General features: G+C 42.5%; 17 protein-coding genes. 13 read left to right on the forward strand and 4 right to left on the reverse strand.

Features of this window, described 5'->3' with window-relative positions; genetic code table 11:
• The first annotated feature begins 1 nt into the window (after nt 1).
• The 13 genes from C427_RS19370 (at nt 2) to C427_RS19425 (ending at nt 15,136) form a co-directional block, all read left to right on the forward strand.
• The gene (locus C427_RS19370; protein ID WP_007639863.1) at nt 2-1,549 is read left to right on the forward strand and encodes a DUF3413 domain-containing protein; all 1,548 of its coding nucleotides are present in this window, start codon (nt 2-4) and stop codon (nt 1,547-1,549) included.
• 192 nt (nt 1,550-1,741) lie between these two features.
• Nucleotides 1,742-2,158, forward strand: a complete 417-nt coding sequence (locus C427_RS19375) for a hypothetical protein (RefSeq protein ID WP_007639862.1) — start codon at nt 1,742-1,744, stop codon at nt 2,156-2,158.
• Between the two features lie 27 nt (nt 2,159-2,185).
• Nucleotides 2,186-2,647, forward strand: a complete 462-nt coding sequence (locus tag C427_RS19380) for a hypothetical protein (RefSeq protein ID WP_007639861.1) — start codon at nt 2,186-2,188, stop codon at nt 2,645-2,647.
• Between the two features lie 79 nt (nt 2,648-2,726).
• A complete protein-coding gene (locus C427_RS19385; RefSeq protein ID WP_007639860.1) occupies nt 2,727-4,124 on the forward strand; it encodes an imelysin family protein in 1,398 nt (465 codons plus the stop codon).
• An 85-nt stretch (nt 4,125-4,209) separates the two neighbouring features.
• Entirely contained in the window at nt 4,210-5,391 is a 1,182-nt protein-coding gene (locus C427_RS28285; protein WP_015431215.1) for a di-heme oxidoredictase family protein, read from the forward strand.
• A 34-nt stretch (nt 5,392-5,425) separates the two neighbouring features.
• Nucleotides 5,426-5,890, forward strand: a complete 465-nt coding sequence (locus tag C427_RS28290; RefSeq protein WP_269079251.1) for a di-heme oxidoredictase family protein — start codon at nt 5,426-5,428, stop codon at nt 5,888-5,890.
• A gap of 79 nt (nt 5,891-5,969) precedes the next feature.
• A complete protein-coding gene (locus tag C427_RS19395; protein ID WP_226991197.1) occupies nt 5,970-7,364 on the forward strand; it encodes a di-heme oxidoreductase family protein in 1,395 nt (464 codons plus the stop codon).
• Between the two features lie 8 nt (nt 7,365-7,372).
• The gene (locus C427_RS19400) at nt 7,373-8,590 is read left to right on the forward strand and encodes an imelysin family protein (RefSeq protein WP_007639857.1); all 1,218 of its coding nucleotides are present in this window, start codon (nt 7,373-7,375) and stop codon (nt 8,588-8,590) included.
• Between the two features lie 8 nt (nt 8,591-8,598).
• Nucleotides 8,599-10,827 carry a TonB-dependent receptor family protein gene (locus C427_RS19405; protein WP_007639855.1) on the forward strand — a complete coding sequence of 743 codons (2,229 nt, stop codon included), beginning with the start codon at nt 8,599-8,601 and terminating at the stop codon, nt 10,825-10,827.
• 15 nt (nt 10,828-10,842) lie between these two features.
• Nucleotides 10,843-11,943 (forward strand): DUF1513 domain-containing protein, encoded by a 1,101-nt coding sequence (locus C427_RS19410; protein ID WP_007639854.1) that lies wholly within the window; start codon nt 10,843-10,845, stop codon nt 11,941-11,943.
• 530 nt (nt 11,944-12,473) lie between these two features.
• On the forward strand, nt 12,474-13,259 hold the full coding sequence (locus C427_RS19415; RefSeq protein ID WP_007639852.1) for a HugZ family pyridoxamine 5'-phosphate oxidase: 786 nt from the start codon (nt 12,474-12,476) through the stop codon (nt 13,257-13,259).
• Between the two features lie 43 nt (nt 13,260-13,302).
• The gene (locus tag C427_RS19420) at nt 13,303-13,674 is read left to right on the forward strand and encodes a hypothetical protein (protein ID WP_007639850.1); all 372 of its coding nucleotides are present in this window, start codon (nt 13,303-13,305) and stop codon (nt 13,672-13,674) included.
• A gap of 34 nt (nt 13,675-13,708) precedes the next feature.
• Nucleotides 13,709-15,136, forward strand: a complete 1,428-nt coding sequence (locus C427_RS19425; protein ID WP_007639846.1) for a class II fumarate hydratase — start codon at nt 13,709-13,711, stop codon at nt 15,134-15,136.
• Between the two features lie 243 nt (nt 15,137-15,379).
• On the opposite strand, the gene C427_RS19430 is transcribed toward C427_RS19425, so the two are convergent.
• From C427_RS19430 to C427_RS19445, 4 genes are read right to left on the reverse strand one after another with little or no spacing between them, the layout of a single operon-like run.
• Entirely contained in the window at nt 15,380-15,679 is a 300-nt protein-coding gene (locus tag C427_RS19430) for a S24/S26 family peptidase (RefSeq protein WP_081589033.1), read from the reverse strand.
• Between the two features lie 42 nt (nt 15,680-15,721).
• Nucleotides 15,722-16,228: a superoxide dismutase, Ni gene (gene sodN / locus C427_RS19435; RefSeq protein WP_007639838.1), complete on the reverse strand. Its 507-nt coding sequence runs from the start codon at nt 16,226-16,228 to the stop codon at nt 15,722-15,724.
• Complete coding sequence (locus tag C427_RS19440) at nt 16,225-16,440, reverse strand: hypothetical protein (RefSeq protein WP_034899702.1); 216 nt, start codon at nt 16,438-16,440, stop codon at nt 16,225-16,227. The genes sodN and C427_RS19440 overlap by 4 nt, the downstream gene beginning before the upstream one ends.
• Nucleotides 16,441-16,489: 49 nt before the next feature.
• Entirely contained in the window at nt 16,490-16,939 is a 450-nt protein-coding gene (locus tag C427_RS19445; RefSeq protein WP_007639837.1) for a hypothetical protein, read from the reverse strand.
• Between the last annotated feature and the right edge of the window lie 114 nt (nt 16,940-17,053).

Below are 17,053 nucleotides of genomic sequence, written 5' to 3' on the forward strand. Positions count from 1 at the left end.
AATGATCCTAGCAGAAACCCCGCGCAGAAAATTAGTTACCCAGTTAGTCAACTGGGGCCATTGGTTTGCGTTGCTTAACATTATTATCGCAGTAACTATTGCTGCCATTTACATTCTTAATTCTCCTGCTCCCGGTTCGATAACCGGTACCTTTTACTTATTTACCAACTGGTTAAGCCATATAGGATTTTTAACCTTTTTTGCTTTTGTAATACTCATTTTACCACTTTGCTACTTAGTTCCAAATGCTAAGGCTGTAAAAGTGCTGAGTTCAATATTAGCGGCTCTAGGTTTGGCCCTGTTAGCTTTTGATGCATTACTGTACAACAAGTATGGTGTGCATCTTAGTCTTAATTCAGCGGAACTAATCCGTAGCGAAACACAAACCGCCATTGCTCAGTTTGGCTGGCAACAGTGGGGATTTTTATTGTTACTGTTTGTGGTGTGGTTGTCATTTCAATTAATTGTTGCGAATGCATTATGGCAGCGCATAGACAGATTACAAAAACGCAAATTGGGTTTACCGATAGGTGGCTTTTTTGTCAGTTGTTTTGTTATCAGCCATGCCTTGCATGTTTGGGCCGATGCCAAGTTGTATCAGCCAATTGTGCAGCAAGACAACATGTTTCCTTTATCATACCCTGCTACGGCTAAAACACTGATGGCCAGATACAGCTTGCTAGATATAGAAGATTACCAACAACGCAAAGCTTTACAGTTCAATCAAACCATCAAAGGTATTATATACCCCGCAGAGCCAGTTTACTGTTCTGTAGATAGCAGCAAAAAAGTCTTGTTATTATCCATAGTGAAAGGAGAACTTCCGAGTTCCATAGCAAGCTTGTCTAATTTTGAGCATCACTATCTACTTGAATCCTCTATCGACAACGGCATCACTACTGTTTTATTCGGATTGCCTGAGTTGTATCACTCTGCTTTAAAAAGTTACTCTCCATTATTACTTCAGCTACCGAGATCCATGGGATTAAGCGTATCTGTATATCTTGATAACACTAGCCATCCGCAGTTGGCACCTTATCAAAAAGATTGGCAGCAGTTTACACGAGAGGTGTTTGATGCCTCGAGCAATTTATCGATTGGTTTTGTCCAAGCAGAGAAATTAGACGAGCTTTTAACGGAAAATGTATTAGCACAATATCAGGTAATAGTGACAACTCTGGTAGAGCAAAACGCTTTTAAAAACTCATTATTAAGCAACATTACCATCAATAAAGCCATGTCTAGTCTAGAAGATATAGCACCCACTGCCCTAAATTTATTGGGCTGTGCAGCACAAGCTAAGGCTTACAGTACGGGGGATACACTCACCCAGAAAGGCAACCTCAACTACATTGTGAGCACTCAAGGCAGCAAAGTGTTGTTACTGACCAACAACCAGAGAATTGAAATCATGAAGAATGGTATCGTGCGTGTTTTTGACCTGAACACAGGCGACGAGGCCTTCAGCCAAGTTGACCCTAATATTCTTAGCCAAGGCATTAAACATCTAAGTCGCTTTTCGGCGAAACGTTCAATCAAACCTTTGTAACTGACGTTTTTAACTTTTCTAGTTATCCCAGTTTTCTAAACTATCACTGTCTTCAGTGAGCTCTTATCATAAGAGCTTCACTGTTCGACTGGTTTAGGTCATCTTTCAGTCAAGTTTCATTTCTGTATTGACATATTATCAAAAGCACCATAATGTAAATGATAACGATTATCATTTACATTATGGTGCTTTATGCCTTTAGTTTACTGCTTTACTTTCTCCGCTGTTGAAATGTCTGTACGTTATGGTGATGGCGACTGCAATACCCACGACGGAGACATCATAAGTTGCTACGTGCATATGGGATTAGAGCGTGCCAAAAACCACACCTGCATAGCGGCTGTAAAACATGCGCACATGCGCGTTATCAATACCTTAATCGATGCCATGTGCGATCTCTGTCTTTCAAACGTTTGGCGTAAACAATGTTATCGCTATATAAAACGGTTCCTGCCGCTACTGTACGAAATGTTGAACCCTCAACAATACCAGCAAAAAGTACAAGAAATTCAAACCTTACACGCTTATTACTTTGAAGATAATCGGAGTAAATATCAGTCCACTAGCATTAAACAATCCCGTCAGCTTAGTGTCAAAAAACGACCTTGAACCAGCGATATTGAATAGGAGTTTGTCATGAAAGAATACAAATACATTTGTCTTAATCATAGATTTTGGGTCGATTCACACCCCAAAGAAGCATTTGCTAGCGTTCAGCAGATGACCAAACTAGCCGAACATTTGCTACAAAAAAATCAGCCTAACAAAGCAATACCCTTTTTAGGTACTGCGTTTGAAACAGCGGAAATCATTTTTGATAAACATCTAGAGTCTCCACAGCTCACTACTAGTTTAACATCCTTAGCCATTATGTTGGCACATGCTTACGCCTCAACTAACCAAATTGACGCAGCCAACGCGTTACTACAACATCTAAAAAGTAAAATGAAATGTGCTATTGACTGTGCTTTAGGCTACGCCACAAAAGTGGCCTTTTTTGAGCATTGTTCTAGAGCTATCGCTGAGGCTAGCAGCGACATCGTATTAACTGCTGCAGCGTCATCAGTGAAAACTGGTTCCAGATTACAGATTCATTAAAATCAACTTTAAAACTTGACTTAACATTAATACGATCAATAATAAGAATCATTCTTATTAATATTAAAGTGGATTAAACATGAACAAATCTTCAATCTCCCTAGCTTTGCTTCTAGCATTGTCTCTTACTGCTTGCGTAGACGATGGGGATGACGGTACTCAGGGTGTCGATGGCACTGACGGCGTATCAGGAACAAATGGTATTGACGGTGTAAGCAACTTTGTTACTCGAACTGATGTGATCACATCAAATGCAAACATAGCCTATGCCGCTTATGCCGATTCATTAATCTCAGTCCAAACTATGCGCGATACACTTGCCACTTTTATTGCACAGCCTACAGAAGCTAACTTCAGCAGCGCTAAAAAATCTTGGTTAGCATCTCGCGAACCTTATGGTCAAACCGAAGTGTATCGCTTTAGAGCCGGTCCAATTGATGCAGTATTAGCCGATGGCACAATGGGTGAGGATGGCGATGGTCCTGAAGGCCGAATAAATGCATGGCCCTTAGGTGAAGCAATTATCGACTATGTCGCGGTTGAAGTTGACGGTGACTCTGGCCCAGAAAACGCGGCTAATGCATTAAGCGGCAACGTTATTGCTAATACTGCTGACTATCCAATTATAGATGCCCAAACCATTCAAAGTGTGTCTGAATTTGGTGAGGATGAAAGGAACGTGACGATAGGTTATCACGCAATTGAGTTTTTACTTTGGGGGCAGGACTTAAACGAAGATTCGTCTGGTTCAGGAGATAGAGATTCAAGTGGCGGTCAGCGACCAGTAACTGATTTTTCTATCGCTTTAGGTGAATGTACCTCCGGTGACGTTGCAGTAACAGATGATATCTGTGCCAGGCGAGGCGATTATTTGTTAGCCGTAACCGACGTATTAATTGCCGATCTAGCCATTATTGCTTCAGCATGGGAACCCAGTGCAGGTGTCCATTACAATGCATTTATTGCAGGTGGTGATCAATCATTAGCAAAAATCTTAGAAGGAATGGGCCGTTTAAGTTATGGCGAGCTAGCCGGTGAACGTATCAATATTTCTTTAAAAACGGATTCACAAGAAGATGAACACTCTTGTTTTAGTGATAACACCCACAGAGATATCTTCTTAAATGCTAAAGGTGTTCAAAATTCTTTCAACGCCAGTTATACACGCATCGACGGTGAGCAAATTGAAGGCGCATCTATCTATGATTTAATGGTAGTTGAGGGTGAACATGAACTTGCCAATAACTTGCGTGCTTCACTAGAAGCGACTATGGCAGCCGCTGCAGTTATCGATACTAAAGCCAAAACTGGTACACCGTTTGATGTGTTAATTCAACAAGGCATTAATCAACCTAATGTGGTTGCAGTCATCGACACATTGGTTAATCAAACTAATTACATCGAACAAGCCATTGTGGCTTTAGGTGTAACAACTAACGATTTACGCCAAGATACTGAAGAGCCTATTGGTGGTTAGTTCGACATAATTGGAAAGTTATTAATTGGGGCGAATTCGCCCCTTTGTCGTTTCAAAAAATGAGTGGGATCATCTGGAAAGCAACATGAAAAGTATTACTATTATGCCACTGCAACCCTTAAAAGTTGCCCTGGTTTTAGCATTTTTAACAGCCTGTGGCGCTGATTCAGACGAAAAAGTCACACTACCTGTTGTTCTAGCCCCCACACCAGATCCTGAGCCCATGCTTGACCACAGTGGCTTAACGCCGCTAAAGGCAAACGCTATCGATGATGCTGAATACTTATCGGGTGGCGATGCTACCTTATTTATTAGTGATGAAGATGCGTTTAGCACCCGACCAGATCCCATTGCTGACGATTTTACTTTAGACGGAAATTTTACTTCAGGTGATCACATTTTTAGAACCCCACACGAAGACGCGGGTCCTTTGCTTAACACCAGCAACTGTCAAGGTTGCCACTTGAACGACGGGCGTGGAGTGCTGCCAAACAGCATTGAACAGCCTTTTACTAGCATGTTAGTCAAAATTGGCGACCGTTCAGGTGCACCGGACCCTATCTATGGTAATCAACTACAAACGTTTGCTGAACAAAGTTTTAGTACATCAGATTTTACTTCAGGATGGCCCAGCTATAATGGTTCGATTAATGGTGATGTGCTATTAGGCGAGGCATACACTTATATCGAATTTGAAGAGATAACTAGCAATTATCCAGACGGCACAACTTATAGCCTACGTAATCCCATCTATAAGACCAAAGATTTAAGTTTTGGCGATTTCACCACCGATATACATTTTTCTCCAAGAGTCGCACCCCAGGTCTTTGGTGTGGGTTTACTAGAAGCAATTCCTGAAAAATACATACTCGCACTGGCTGATGACAACGACACCAACAGCGATGGCATTTCAGGCCGAGCTTCGATGGTCACCGACCTATCTGGAAATGAAACCCGCCTTGGCCGTTTTACTTATAAAGGTCAGACTTCAAGTGTTCTTCAGCAAGGTGCCGCTGCTTATCAAGGTGATATTGGTATTACCAGCAGCCTATTCCCTGATGAACCTTGTACCGAAGCACAAACAGCATGTTTAACCGTTGCCGAGCGAGAAAAAAAAGTGGGAGATCAATACGACATCAGCGATTTAGAAATGGCTCAGGTCGAATTTTATAACCGCGTCTTGGGTGTGCCCGCTAGGCGCGGATTCGATAGCAACAACGCACAATGGGACACCAACATAGCAGCAGGGCGCCAACAGTTTTTTTGAAGTTGGCTGTATTGGCTGTCATACCCCAAGACACATCACAGAAGAAGCGCCAGGCAGTGTACTAGGTGAAATATCATTTAGTGGGCTACAAGAAAACGCAGCACCTATCGAAATGTTATCCAACCAAACCATTTTTCCTTACACCGATTTGTTATTACACGACATGGGTGGCAGTTGTGTTGTAACACGCGAAACAGCTGATGAGACAAGTTGTACAACAGGCGAAGAGTGTATGTATGTGCAACGCTGCAACGGTTTGGCCGATGGTTTAACGCAAGGTATGGCATCAGGCACCGAATGGAAAACACCTCCTTTATGGGGAATAGGATTAGTACAAACGGTGAACCCAGCGGCGACCTTCCTCCACGATGGCCGCGCTCGTAATATTGAAGAGGCGGTGTTATGGCATGGCGGCGAAGCACAAGGTAGCTTAACTGCTTTTAAACAACTTAGCAGTGACCAACGCTCGCAAGTACTGGCCTTTATCGAATCACTTTAATGGCTAGAATTAAATGATAAACAATCGATATTGGCTCATCATTTTGATGACCTGTCTTACAAGCTGCAGCAAAGTATCCGTGCCCGATTTTGAGCAGGCAGAACTCCTGCCTGCAGGTGGCATGACCGGAAAAGGTTTGTCTGATAGAAGTTTTGTACAAGTCGGCAGAAATGTAGACCGGAAACAGGAATTACTGTTTTGGACCGGTTTTTCGCTATTTCGTGATCCTTGGGTCATCGCCCCTAGTTCGACTAAAGACAGGGATGGTCTAGGGCCATTATTCAATACCCGCTCTTGTATTAGCTGCCACTCTTCAGGGGGCAAGGGGCCTGCACCAGAGGAGGGTAACTCTATACCTTCTGCCTTGGTAATTCGCTTTGGCTCTGCTGAAGATAAACTCTTTAGTGACCCTATCTATGGTGATCAGCTGCAACCTCGAGCCATCGCTATAACCCATAACAGCATTCAACCTGACTTATTGGGCGAAGCAAAATTGCAGTTAGATTACCAAGCTGTGTATGGCGAGTATGCGGATGGTACAACTTACATCTTACGTCAGCCCACTTATCATCTAACCGACTTAGCTTATGGTGACTTAGATAAACGTACTGTACTTTCACCGCGCTTTTCTCCAGTGATTTATGGTGTGGGATTGTTAGATGCTATCAGCGTACAAGATTTACTTGCCCAAGAAGATATTAACGACGACAACCAAGATGGTATCTCGGCCAAATACAACCGTGTACCTATTGCACCTTCTGGCCACAATACCGCTGACTTTCATAATTCAGTTGAAAACTTTGAAGGTACTATTCGCTTGAGCGTCGGCCGTTTTGGCCACAAAGCTAAACACCCCAGTTTGCATCAGCAAGTAGCAGCAGCGTTTAGGGACGATATAGGTATCACTAATACCTCCTTTGTATCTGAGTCATGTAGTACAGAACAACCAAACTGCCAAGCAGCATCAGTTATTGGTGGTCATCAATCTGTCGAAATCCCCGATAAGTTACTGGACCTTGTGACTCAATTTAATCAGCTAATTGCTGTGCCCCCTGCTAGAAATTTAGACTCTGCGACAGCCCAACAAGGCCGTGAATTATTTTACAAGATAGGCTGCGAGTCCTGTCACACCGCCAGCTACAAAACAGATGCAGAATATCCACTCAAGAGCCTTGCCAATCAAACTATCTGGCCTTACACCGATTTGGCTTTACATAACATGGGTGCAGGTTTAGCAGATGGCGTTAACGAATATGATGCAGATGGCCAAGAATGGCGCACTCCCCCTTTATGGGGCATAGGTGCGAGGAAAAATATGCGTAGTGAAAACCTATATTTACACGATGGTCGTGCCAAAACTGTCGCCGAAGCTATTTTATGGCATGGCGGTGAAGCGCACATTAGCCATCAAAAATTCATTCAATTAAATCAACAACAACGAAACGCATTATTAGCGTTTTTAGATGCCATTTAGGAGCAGATATGCACAACATTGTAGAGTCTTTGACAAAACTGGCTTTAGCCACATCCATAAGCTTGGCATTAACCGCATGTGGTGGCGGTGGTAGTAGTGATAGCGCCTCAGCTGTGATCCCACCAGTGGTGGTTAACCCTGTCCCAACTTCTACTTTAGAAGAGCAATTCGCCTTATATTTAGTGGATTTAACAGATAAACACATTATTCCAAGTTATGCAGCCATGCAGACTAAAGCACAAACACTGAAAGATTCAGCAGATGTATTTTGTGCACTCTTATCTACAAGCACCACCGCAAGCACCTCGACCAGTAACTCCCCGAGCAGTGCTGACTTAGTAACGCTACAACAGGATTGGCAACGTTTCAATGGTGCTTGGCAACAAATTCAATGGCTAAAAGTAGGAGCCGTGGTGGAAGACGACCGCTTACTTCGTATTCAACTCTGGCCTGATAAAAATGATGCCGTTAGTCGTGGTGTTGATGCTCTGATTGCTGAACAATTTGTGATAACTGCCGAGTACGTGTCAGGCGAAAATTTGGGAGCGCAAGGCATACCTGCTCTTGAATATTTGTTATTTCCTGAAGCGTCGAGTGATTCTCTGCTAACGGCAACCGATCGACAAAAACGCTGCGAAGTAAGCAGCGCCATTGCACAAAACTTACTCAACATGAGCACTGATATTACTGCTGACTGGCAAGCAACAGGAGGCAACTACCGAGCTGAATTTGTTGCTGGTACAGGCGATTTCACTTCAGTCAAAAATGCGCTAGAGGAGTTAACCACTAATTGGCTGCAACATATTGAAATTGTTGAAGATACTAAATTAAATGAAGTGTTAGGTGCTAGTTCACCGGGTAAGGCACGCGATGCAGAACACTATTTAAGTGATAAGTCATTAGCCAGTATCAGCATCAATATTTACAGTTTTTTAAGTATCTATACTAACGATGACGGTTTGGGATTCGATTCAATCTTAGTTGACTTCCTAGAACAACAAACCATCAACCAAGAGATCACATCATCATTAACTACTATCGTCGCCCAGATTGAGCAAATCAATCAAAATTTTGATTCTTACGAAACGATGCTAGCTGATGCAGCAGGTCGCGAGGCATTGACAGACTTAGTCTCAGAAATGCGCGTGCTGATAGATCTTATAGACGTAACTTTCACTCAAGCTTTAGATCTTAACCTTGGCTTTAACTCTTCTGACGGCGACTAATTTTTACTATGCAAATAACAACCACCAAAATCCAACATGCTCAGCTATCTAAAGTGATGCTAGGCATCCTTAGCGCCCTAATGCTGCCAATAGCCAATTTGGCATCAGCCCAAGATGATGTTAACGAAAAAAGTCAAACTAACATCGAAGACGTGATTCAGATTTTTGGCAACAAGCAAGTATTAGAAACAGCTACTGGATCAGGATTTGTATTAAACAACGCAGCCTTAGAACAGTTTGAATTCGACGATATCCATCGTGTATTACAAAGTGTGCCCGGTGTGTATATCCGCGAAGAAGACGGGTACGGGTTACGCCCGAATATCGGTTTACGAGGTGCCACCAGCGAACGCAGTAGCAAAATAGCTTTGATGGAAGATGGCGTGTTAATTGCGCCAGCACCCTACTCTGCCCCTGCAGCCTATTATTTCCCTAATATATCTCGCATGACTCAGGTTGAAGTATTCAAAGGTCCGTCAGCCATCACTTATGGCCCCAATACTGTAGGCGGCGCAATCAATATGTTATCCCGCTCCGTGAATGCAAAAGACGGCGGCGAATTAGACTTGGCAATAGGCCAGCAAAGCTATGGTAAAGCCCATGGGCATTATTCAAAAAACATCGGTAATTTAGGCTTAATGCTTGAGGGTGTGCACCTAAGAGCTGATGGTTTTAAGACCTTGGCCAACGATAATAATACCGGTTTTGTAAAAAATGAGATATTGGCCAAGGCCCGTTATGAATTTGCTGATGATCCCTACAACCAGCAAATTCAAGTCAAACTAGGATATTCCGAAGAAGTATCTCACGAAACTTATTTAGGTTTAACCGATGTCGACTTTACCAAAAATCCTTACCAGCGTTATGCAGCCAGTCAAAACGATAAGTTTGATTGGGAGCATCTACAAATACAGGCTTCTCACTATATCGAATTCAATCCAGACATAACCTTGCTAACCCAGGTCTATCGGCGGGATTTTAATCGCGATTGGGATAGATTAAACAGTTTTGTATCAAGCCGCAGTATCGACCGTATTTTAGCGGCCCCAGAAACAGGCCTAAATGAACGATTTTTAAGAATATTAAAAGGTGAGACTGATTCGTTAACCGCTGATGAAACGCTAATATTTTCCCTCAACGACCGTACGTTTTACTCACAAGGTATCCAGTCCAAACTGTCATGGGACAGTAAACTAGGTGAAGCCGATATGACGGTCGATGCCGGGTTGCGTATTCACCAGGACCAAGTCGAACGATTACATCGAGCACGTTACTTTGACATGCTCAGCACACGGTTAGTGTATGCCGGACAGGCAGATGAAATCACCACCAGCAACAAAGACAGTACCATCGCTATTGCCGCCTTCGTGAATTCCAAAATACAGTTGGGCAATTTACACACATCATTTGGATTGCGTGTAGAAAATATAGATGGCGAGTCCAACAATTATTTAGCACAAACGCAGCAAAAAAATAGCGATACCGTGGTGTTGCCAGGTGCTGGGGTGTTTTATCAAATAAGCCCAGAGCTAGGTTTAGTGGCTGGCATCAACAAAGGTTTTGTGCCCAATAGCCCCGGTGAAGCAAGCGACATCGAGCCAGAAGAAAGTTGGAATTACGAGCTAGGGCTAAGGGCAAGTGTGGCGGATTGGCAAATCGAAGTCATAGGTTTTTTCAACGATTACAGCAATTTAAAAGGCAGTTGCACCTTCTCTAGTGGCTGTAAAACAGAGCTTGACGTGGAATTTAACGGCGGAGAAGTCGATATATACGGCGCAGAGTTGAGTGCCAATGGGCAGTTCAAATTTGCCAATGGACTCTCGTTGCCCATTAAAATTGCCTACACCCACACCCAATCAGAATTCCAGAGCTCTTTTGATTCAACCTTCTCACAATGGGGCAATGTTAGCGTGGGTGATGAGTTACCCTATTTGCCAGAACATCAGTTTAATTTACAAGTGGGTCTAACGGGTGAAAATTGGCAACTAGACTTGGCCTACAAATATATCACCGAAATGTCAGAAGCTGCGGGCACAGGTGTTGAGCTAGCAGGAGTGGTGACCTCAGATATCAGTCAAATTGACCTAGCCGCTTGGTACCAAATAAATGCGGCTTTAAAAATATACGCCAAGTTAGATAACCTGACCGATGAAGCAAAAATAGTATCTCGCAGGCCTTTTGGTGCAAGACCCGGAAAACCTAGACAGTTTATTATAGGTGCCAAATATGCGTTTTAACAAAAGTAACCTTCGATGACCATTAACCGCAGACAATTTATGCTAGGAGCAAGCCAAGCGGCATTAGCTGCTTGGTTTCTGCCCGCCTGCACTGCTCAAAAGTCTGAACAATGGTTAGTCAGCACATGTAACGATCAACAAGGTCAAAATATGGCTGCAGCGATTAACAGTCAAGGACAGATTGTTAGTACAGTCAATCTCCCCGCTCGTGGCCATGACTCATTAGCATTGCCACACAAACCCGGACACGCATTGGTATTTGCTCGTCGACCTGATCGCTTTGCCATAGAAGTCGACTTTATCAACGGCGAGATAGTCAGCCACATTCAAAGTCAAGCTGATAGCCATTTTTATGGACATGGTGCATTCTCAAAAGATAATAAATATCTCTACACTACCGAAAATTTGTATGACAAAAAACGTGGCTTGATTGTGGTGCGAGATGCACAAACATACCAAGTCTTAGACAGATTTGATTCCGGTGGCATTGGCCCACACGAGTTAATGTTGATGCCTGATGGCAACACATTAGTGATAGCCAACGGTGGCATTGAAACCCACCCTAGCCAACCACGAAAAAAACTGAATATTGAAACCATGCAACCAAACTTGGCCTATTTAGATATAGCAACAGGCAAAATATTGTCTAGCTTCGCCCCTCCGGATCACCAGTTAAGTATTAGGCACTTAACCGTTAATCCTAACGGTGCCGTCTATGCCGGTGCCCAGTACCAAGGTAGAAAATCAACGATTCACCCCTTGGTCTTTGCCCATCACGGTGAAGACAACTTGCAAGCCTTCAGGGCCTCACAGACCCAGTGGTTCAAGATGCAACAATACACCGCCAGTCTTTTAGTTAAAGATGACTTACTTTGTGTTAGTTGCCCAAGAGGCTCTCACCTTAGTTTTTGGGATACCGCAACTCGAGAATTTATTGGCCAACAAGCCTTTAGCGATGTATCAGGTTTAGCTTACTCAAATGGCAATTTGTTAGCGTCTAGCGGCAAAGGTTTACTCAAGAAACTAAACCACGCAAACCCCATAACCGGACCTGCGAGTACTAGCTCATTAGCGCTGAAGTTTGATAATCATATGACGATGATTGCTGCGGGTTAAATTGTTAGCGATAAAAAGGGAATATTGTAGTTTTTAAATGTTAAGACTTAACCCAACAATTTTTCATAACTAATCACACCAATACTATTTACCTTAATAAATCATTGATTATTAAGTTCTTTCTAACTAATTTAACGATGGATGGGAGTGTCAAATTTGTTAAAAGAAGGGTAAGCAGATAATTCCAAAGGAATACAAATCTGGATCTACCAAAGGGGTAAGGAGGACTAGGAGGTAAAACCTCAGCTTTGCTGATTGGAGAAATCAACTACTCTGTTTCCGCATTTTTCAATGCGTTTCATCTTAACGAAAAAAGTTTGCTTAAAAATCATATTAATTAAGCAACCTGCCTCACGAGCTTTTGAACCCGAGCCTTTTAATTCCTAGATTGATATATTTAAAATGAATAGCGTGGGCATTACATGCGAATGCGAATCATTGTTAATTGCAAATACAAATGATACAGTCTCTATAGATATTCCCTCACGCTAATCATTATCTCACTATGTGCAAGATTTAAAGGTAATCACATGAGTAATAAAAGTTACCACATTCATCAAGCCGCTTTACTTATGCGAAGCCAGCACACCGCGGTTTTATCGACGCATAGTGTATCTATGCAGGGCTATCCTTTTGGCTCTGTTATGCCGTTTTTAATGACGGAAGAAGGCAACTTAGTTGTCTACGCGTCTGATATTGCGCAACATTCTCGTAATATGAAAAAACACAATAAAGTCAGTTTATGTATTTATGATGGCAGACAAAGTGATAGCCAAGCAAGCGCGCGCATCACTGTTTTAGGTAATGCTGAGGTAGACACTGTTGACGACCCATTACAGGACCAATACATGGCGATTTTTCCGCAGGCGAAATCCTATGTGCAGGCCCATGATTTTCGTTTTTACTTAATTAGTACCGAGCGCGTGCGCTATATAGGTGGGTTCGGTGAAATTTACTGGTTTAGCCTAGACGATTGGCAAAGTCATATGTTTAGCTTGGCTAAAAGTGCGCAGGGTGCCATTGAACATATGCACCAAGACCATAGCGATGCATTAGCGTTAATTGTTGCGCAGCAGTTAAAACGACCAATAAAACAAGGGCAAGTCACAATGCTTTCTTGTTATCAACATGGTTTCCATTACTCGTGCACAACAGATTCAGCAAGTGGCGAAGTGACTTCGCATATTGGCTTTATTTGTTTTAAGCAGCCGATTACCAAAGATCACGGCCTGCGCCACGCAATGGTTTTGTTGACCCAAGAAGCGAAAAAAAGCGTCGAAGCTCAGCAGCGACAAAATCAAAACGATCAGCAATAAAACGTAATATTCGCGAGCAAGCGACGATTATGAGGAAAACAGCATGCACAGATATCCACAGAATCGCCCAAACCTATTGAGTCCTCGCCGTCCTCTAGATATTATTGAAACCCGTATTCGTAGGGGGATAGAGCACAACAATCCGCCGCTGGTTAATATTTATCTTTTGCAAATTGCAGACTTAGCGTCAGCCAAAACAACCTCAACTGCTAAATTTGTTATTGCAAAAAGGGCGTTTCAACTACTTTACGACACCATTGTCGATGAATCGATTGAAGTGCATTGGCGCGAGTTTTGTCTAGACAAAATTAATCTACCCTTGCAGTTGATGAAAAAAAGTGGCGACAGCCCTAAACTCAAGCAGCAGTGCCGCCTTATGCAATACAAATTGACATTGCTATGTCAAAAAAATTAATGAAATTAACGCTAAAAATAGTAGGGTCAATAACATGAATACCAATATTAAGGCTGAGACTAGCGATAAGCTCAAAGCTCACCAAAGCCGCATTGAAAAAGACAGTATGGGATCGCTTGAGGTACCTATTGATGCGCTTTATGGCGCACAAACTCAACGCGCTATCAATAATTTTACGGTGAGTGATCTTACTCTGCCTGAAAACTTTATTCGTGCCCTATTGAGCATTAAGCAAAGCGCGGCTTGCACCAATGTTAAACTGGCACTTATTCCTCAAGATGTGGGTGAAGCGATAAGCATTGCGGCCAACAAATTGTTGGCGACACCTGATTTAATGTCGCATTTTCCGGTCGACGTTTTTCAAACTGGCTCGGGTACCAGCACCAATATGAACGCCAATGAAGTGCTGTGTAAACTTGCTAATCAAATGGCTGGTTTGTCGTGCGAGGTGAGTCCTAACGACCACGTGAATTTTGGCCAAAGCAGCAATGACGTCATTCCTAGCTGCATCCACGTTAGTGCCGCTATTGCTATACATCAACAGTTACTGCCTGCGCTCGTCAGTACAGTAGAGATAATTAAACACAAAGCGAAATCACTGGACGGCATCTGTAAAACAGGCAGAACTCACTTAATGGATGCCATGCCCATTAGGATGGATCAAATGTTAGGCGGTTGGGCGGCCCAGTTGTCTCAGCAAATACTTGTATTGCAACATTTACAACCTAGCTTAACGCAACTCGCGATAGGTGGCACAGCGGTTGGCACAGGCATTAATACACATCCAAAGTTTGCGCAAATAGTGTGCGATGATTTAAGCGAAAAGACCGGCCTAGCGTTTCGGCCAAACCCAAACTATTTTGCGGCGATGGGTTCGCAAGATATTGCGGTGAATGTGTCTGGCGCTTTAAAGACAATTGCCGTAGCGCTCATGAAAATATCAAATGATCTAAGGTGGATGAATTCTGGCCCACTTGCCGGCTTAGGCGAAATAGCGCTGCCGGCATTGCAACCCGGTTCTTCTATTATGCCAGGTAAGGTCAATCCTGTTGTGCCGGAGTCGGTTGCTATGGCGGCGGCACAGGTAATCGGCAATGATGTAGCCATCAGTATTGGCGGGCAGTCAGGTAACTTTGAACTCAATGTTATGCTTCCTATGATTGCGCATAACTTGTTGTCGAGCATTGACTTAATGAGCAACAGTTTGATTATGCTGGCAGAAAAAGCGATACAAGGCTTTAGTATCAATCAAGCTAATTTGGATAAAGCACTCGATAAAAACCCCATTTTAGTGACCGCGCTTAACCCAATCATCGGCTACGCGAAAGCGGCTGACATTGCTAAAAGAGCTTATAAAGAAAGTCGTCCCATTGTCGACGTTGCACAACAAATGACGGATATTTCACGCGACGAGTTACTCATTCTTCTTAAACCATTAACCCTCACCAAGGGAGGACTCTAATATGCTCCTTATCTTATCGCCATGAATTTACTGGTGCGTGGCAGCACGAAACTAACGTTTCAAGTTAACTAATAATTTTCATGCCATTCTTTGCAAAGCACACACCATTGTTGACAGTGAAAAATACGATTCACACAAGGGTAAGCACCAAATAGAAGCAATGCTGATAGCGTTTATTAAGCTGTCAAACTACGTTTTTTAGGCACCATAAAAGGCTATTTACAAGGGTTAACAAGATACTACTTAACGTTTGTTTGCAATTTTCAGGAGCACTAGTCCAGCAATATTTTTTTGGGTTACAAAACCCAATTCCTGACTGCTCGTGCTTTGAGGGTTGTCGCCGACTAACCAATAACTTCGATTATCGCTAATCTGTTGGATACATTTGATGCGTTTAATAATGGTCTGGTACTTAGGGTGATTGACGACGACCACCTGACTTTCTGTGAATCTAAAAAGTGGCCAGGTTAAGCACAATACATAGTCACCTTGATAAAAAGTGGGTGTCATACTGGCACCCACTACTTTATAAAATCGTAACATTATAAAATCGTAACATTATAAAATCGCAACATTGGTAGCTATCTAATGTTGGCTAAGCCTTGGATACACTACCTTTTCGCTGGGTGGATACGGACATGTTGCCGTGTAGGTCGACAAATTCTTACTGCGCCAAAAACTATCTGCAAATTCATTCACTAAGCTTAGCAACTGCTCTGCCTTGTCACGCACAATATGTTGTTTACACGCTGATGCAGTTAACATAATTTCATGCACTAAAGAATGTGTATTGGGAAACTGCTCTAATTGTGGTGCCTTAAAATAGTCTCCCCAAATCACCCGGATCTCTTCTTTAACGTTATTAGCATGCATTTCTTTTTCTCGCGTTAAGCGGCTTAGCTGTGAATATTCGGCGGCCGTAAGCTGCGGTTTATCACTTAATTCTGTTATCAGGTCTATAAAGCGCAGCACACTTAAGCAAGATACCTGCGCTACAATAGGATCATAAATTTTGCACGGAATATCGCAGTGCGCTGCCGCCGAGGCTATTCCAAATTTATTGTCGAATGCGTGAATTAAGCCAGCAATCATATATGTTCCTTATTGGTGTTATTGCGTTTTTTAATCATTACTTTTGTTAGCAGAAATACGCCGGTGCTAAGTAGTGCAAATAGCGACACATAATAGGCTGTATGTAAAAAATCGCTGCTCCAATGGCTGTGCTCATGGCCAGGGTGAGAGAACGAATAAAAACTAGGGCTTAGTAGCAGGGTAAATATTACACATTGGATAATAGGTTTCATGGTCATTCCTTATTGTGGTTAAATAAACGGTAAAGTCTTCAAACAGAGATTAATTTGACTGCTTCGTGGTTAAACTGTTGAGTTGACATGGATGTTTTAGTGAAAGGCTATCGTGATGCAGATGTCTAAATTGGAGTAAGGCAAAATTGGCTTTGCTCTTACCCCGTCTTAATGCTTCTTTTTGCTCCTCAGATTGCTCGTTGAGCAATAGGGCATTAATAATGTTGTAGGCTTTAGTTAACTCGTTCTCACTTAAGGCATGTTCATTTTGTTGGGTATATAATTCAGCTAAGTTATGAAAGCTAGCGAGTAGTGCAGCAACCGCTGCTTTTCCTGAATTGAGCATATTGATAAGCATAATCGCTTCGCAAATCGCGATTTCATAATGCTCAATAGAATCCATAATTTGATTTTTTTCGAAATATGAATTACCTGCTAAAGTATGGTATTTCCAAGACATAAAATGCGGGTCTTGGTTAATATTTTTATCCTGTTGCATGCAATCTCTCCAGTAACAAAACAGCACAAATTAACTATGAATATAATAACGTAAATTATTTTGCCTCAAAGCACCTTCGCAGGAAAATAGAGACGGTTACTGTAATGCTCGAAG

This window comes from Paraglaciecola psychrophila 170 (assembly GCF_000347635.1).
Classification (GTDB): Bacteria; Pseudomonadota; Gammaproteobacteria; order Enterobacterales; family Alteromonadaceae; genus Paraglaciecola; species Paraglaciecola psychrophila.

What these genes read in the sequence shown, in the direction of transcription:
- C427_RS19445 (WP_007639837.1), bottom strand. Translation starts at nt 16,939, where the DNA reads ATGCAACAGGATAAAAATATTAACCAAGACCCGCATTTTATGTCTTGG.
- C427_RS19430 (WP_081589033.1), bottom strand. Translation starts at nt 15,679, where the DNA reads ATGTTACGATTTTATAAAGTAGTGGGTGCCAGTATGACACCCACTTTT.
- C427_RS19400 (WP_007639857.1), top strand. Translation starts at nt 7,373, where the DNA reads ATGCACAACATTGTAGAGTCTTTGACAAAACTGGCTTTAGCCACATCC.
- C427_RS19375 (WP_007639862.1), top strand. Translation starts at nt 1,742, where the DNA reads ATGCCTTTAGTTTACTGCTTTACTTTCTCCGCTGTTGAAATGTCTGTA.
- C427_RS19370 (WP_007639863.1), top strand. Translation starts at nt 2, where the DNA reads ATGATCCTAGCAGAAACCCCGCGCAGAAAATTAGTTACCCAGTTAGTC.
- C427_RS19415 (WP_007639852.1), top strand. Translation starts at nt 12,474, where the DNA reads ATGAGTAATAAAAGTTACCACATTCATCAAGCCGCTTTACTTATGCGA.
- sodN (WP_007639838.1), bottom strand. Translation starts at nt 16,228, where the DNA reads ATGATTGCTGGCTTAATTCACGCATTCGACAATAAATTTGGAATAGCC.
- C427_RS19385 (WP_007639860.1), top strand. Translation starts at nt 2,727, where the DNA reads ATGAACAAATCTTCAATCTCCCTAGCTTTGCTTCTAGCATTGTCTCTT.
- C427_RS19380 (WP_007639861.1), top strand. Translation starts at nt 2,186, where the DNA reads ATGAAAGAATACAAATACATTTGTCTTAATCATAGATTTTGGGTCGAT.
- C427_RS19405 (WP_007639855.1), top strand. Translation starts at nt 8,599, where the DNA reads ATGCAAATAACAACCACCAAAATCCAACATGCTCAGCTATCTAAAGTG.
- C427_RS19425 (WP_007639846.1), top strand. Translation starts at nt 13,709, where the DNA reads ATGAATACCAATATTAAGGCTGAGACTAGCGATAAGCTCAAAGCTCAC.
- C427_RS28285 (WP_015431215.1), top strand. Translation starts at nt 4,210, where the DNA reads ATGAAAAGTATTACTATTATGCCACTGCAACCCTTAAAAGTTGCCCTG.
- C427_RS19420 (WP_007639850.1), top strand. Translation starts at nt 13,303, where the DNA reads ATGCACAGATATCCACAGAATCGCCCAAACCTATTGAGTCCTCGCCGT.
- C427_RS19410 (WP_007639854.1), top strand. Translation starts at nt 10,843, where the DNA reads ATGACCATTAACCGCAGACAATTTATGCTAGGAGCAAGCCAAGCGGCA.
- C427_RS19440 (WP_034899702.1), bottom strand. Translation starts at nt 16,440, where the DNA reads ATGAAACCTATTATCCAATGTGTAATATTTACCCTGCTACTAAGCCCT.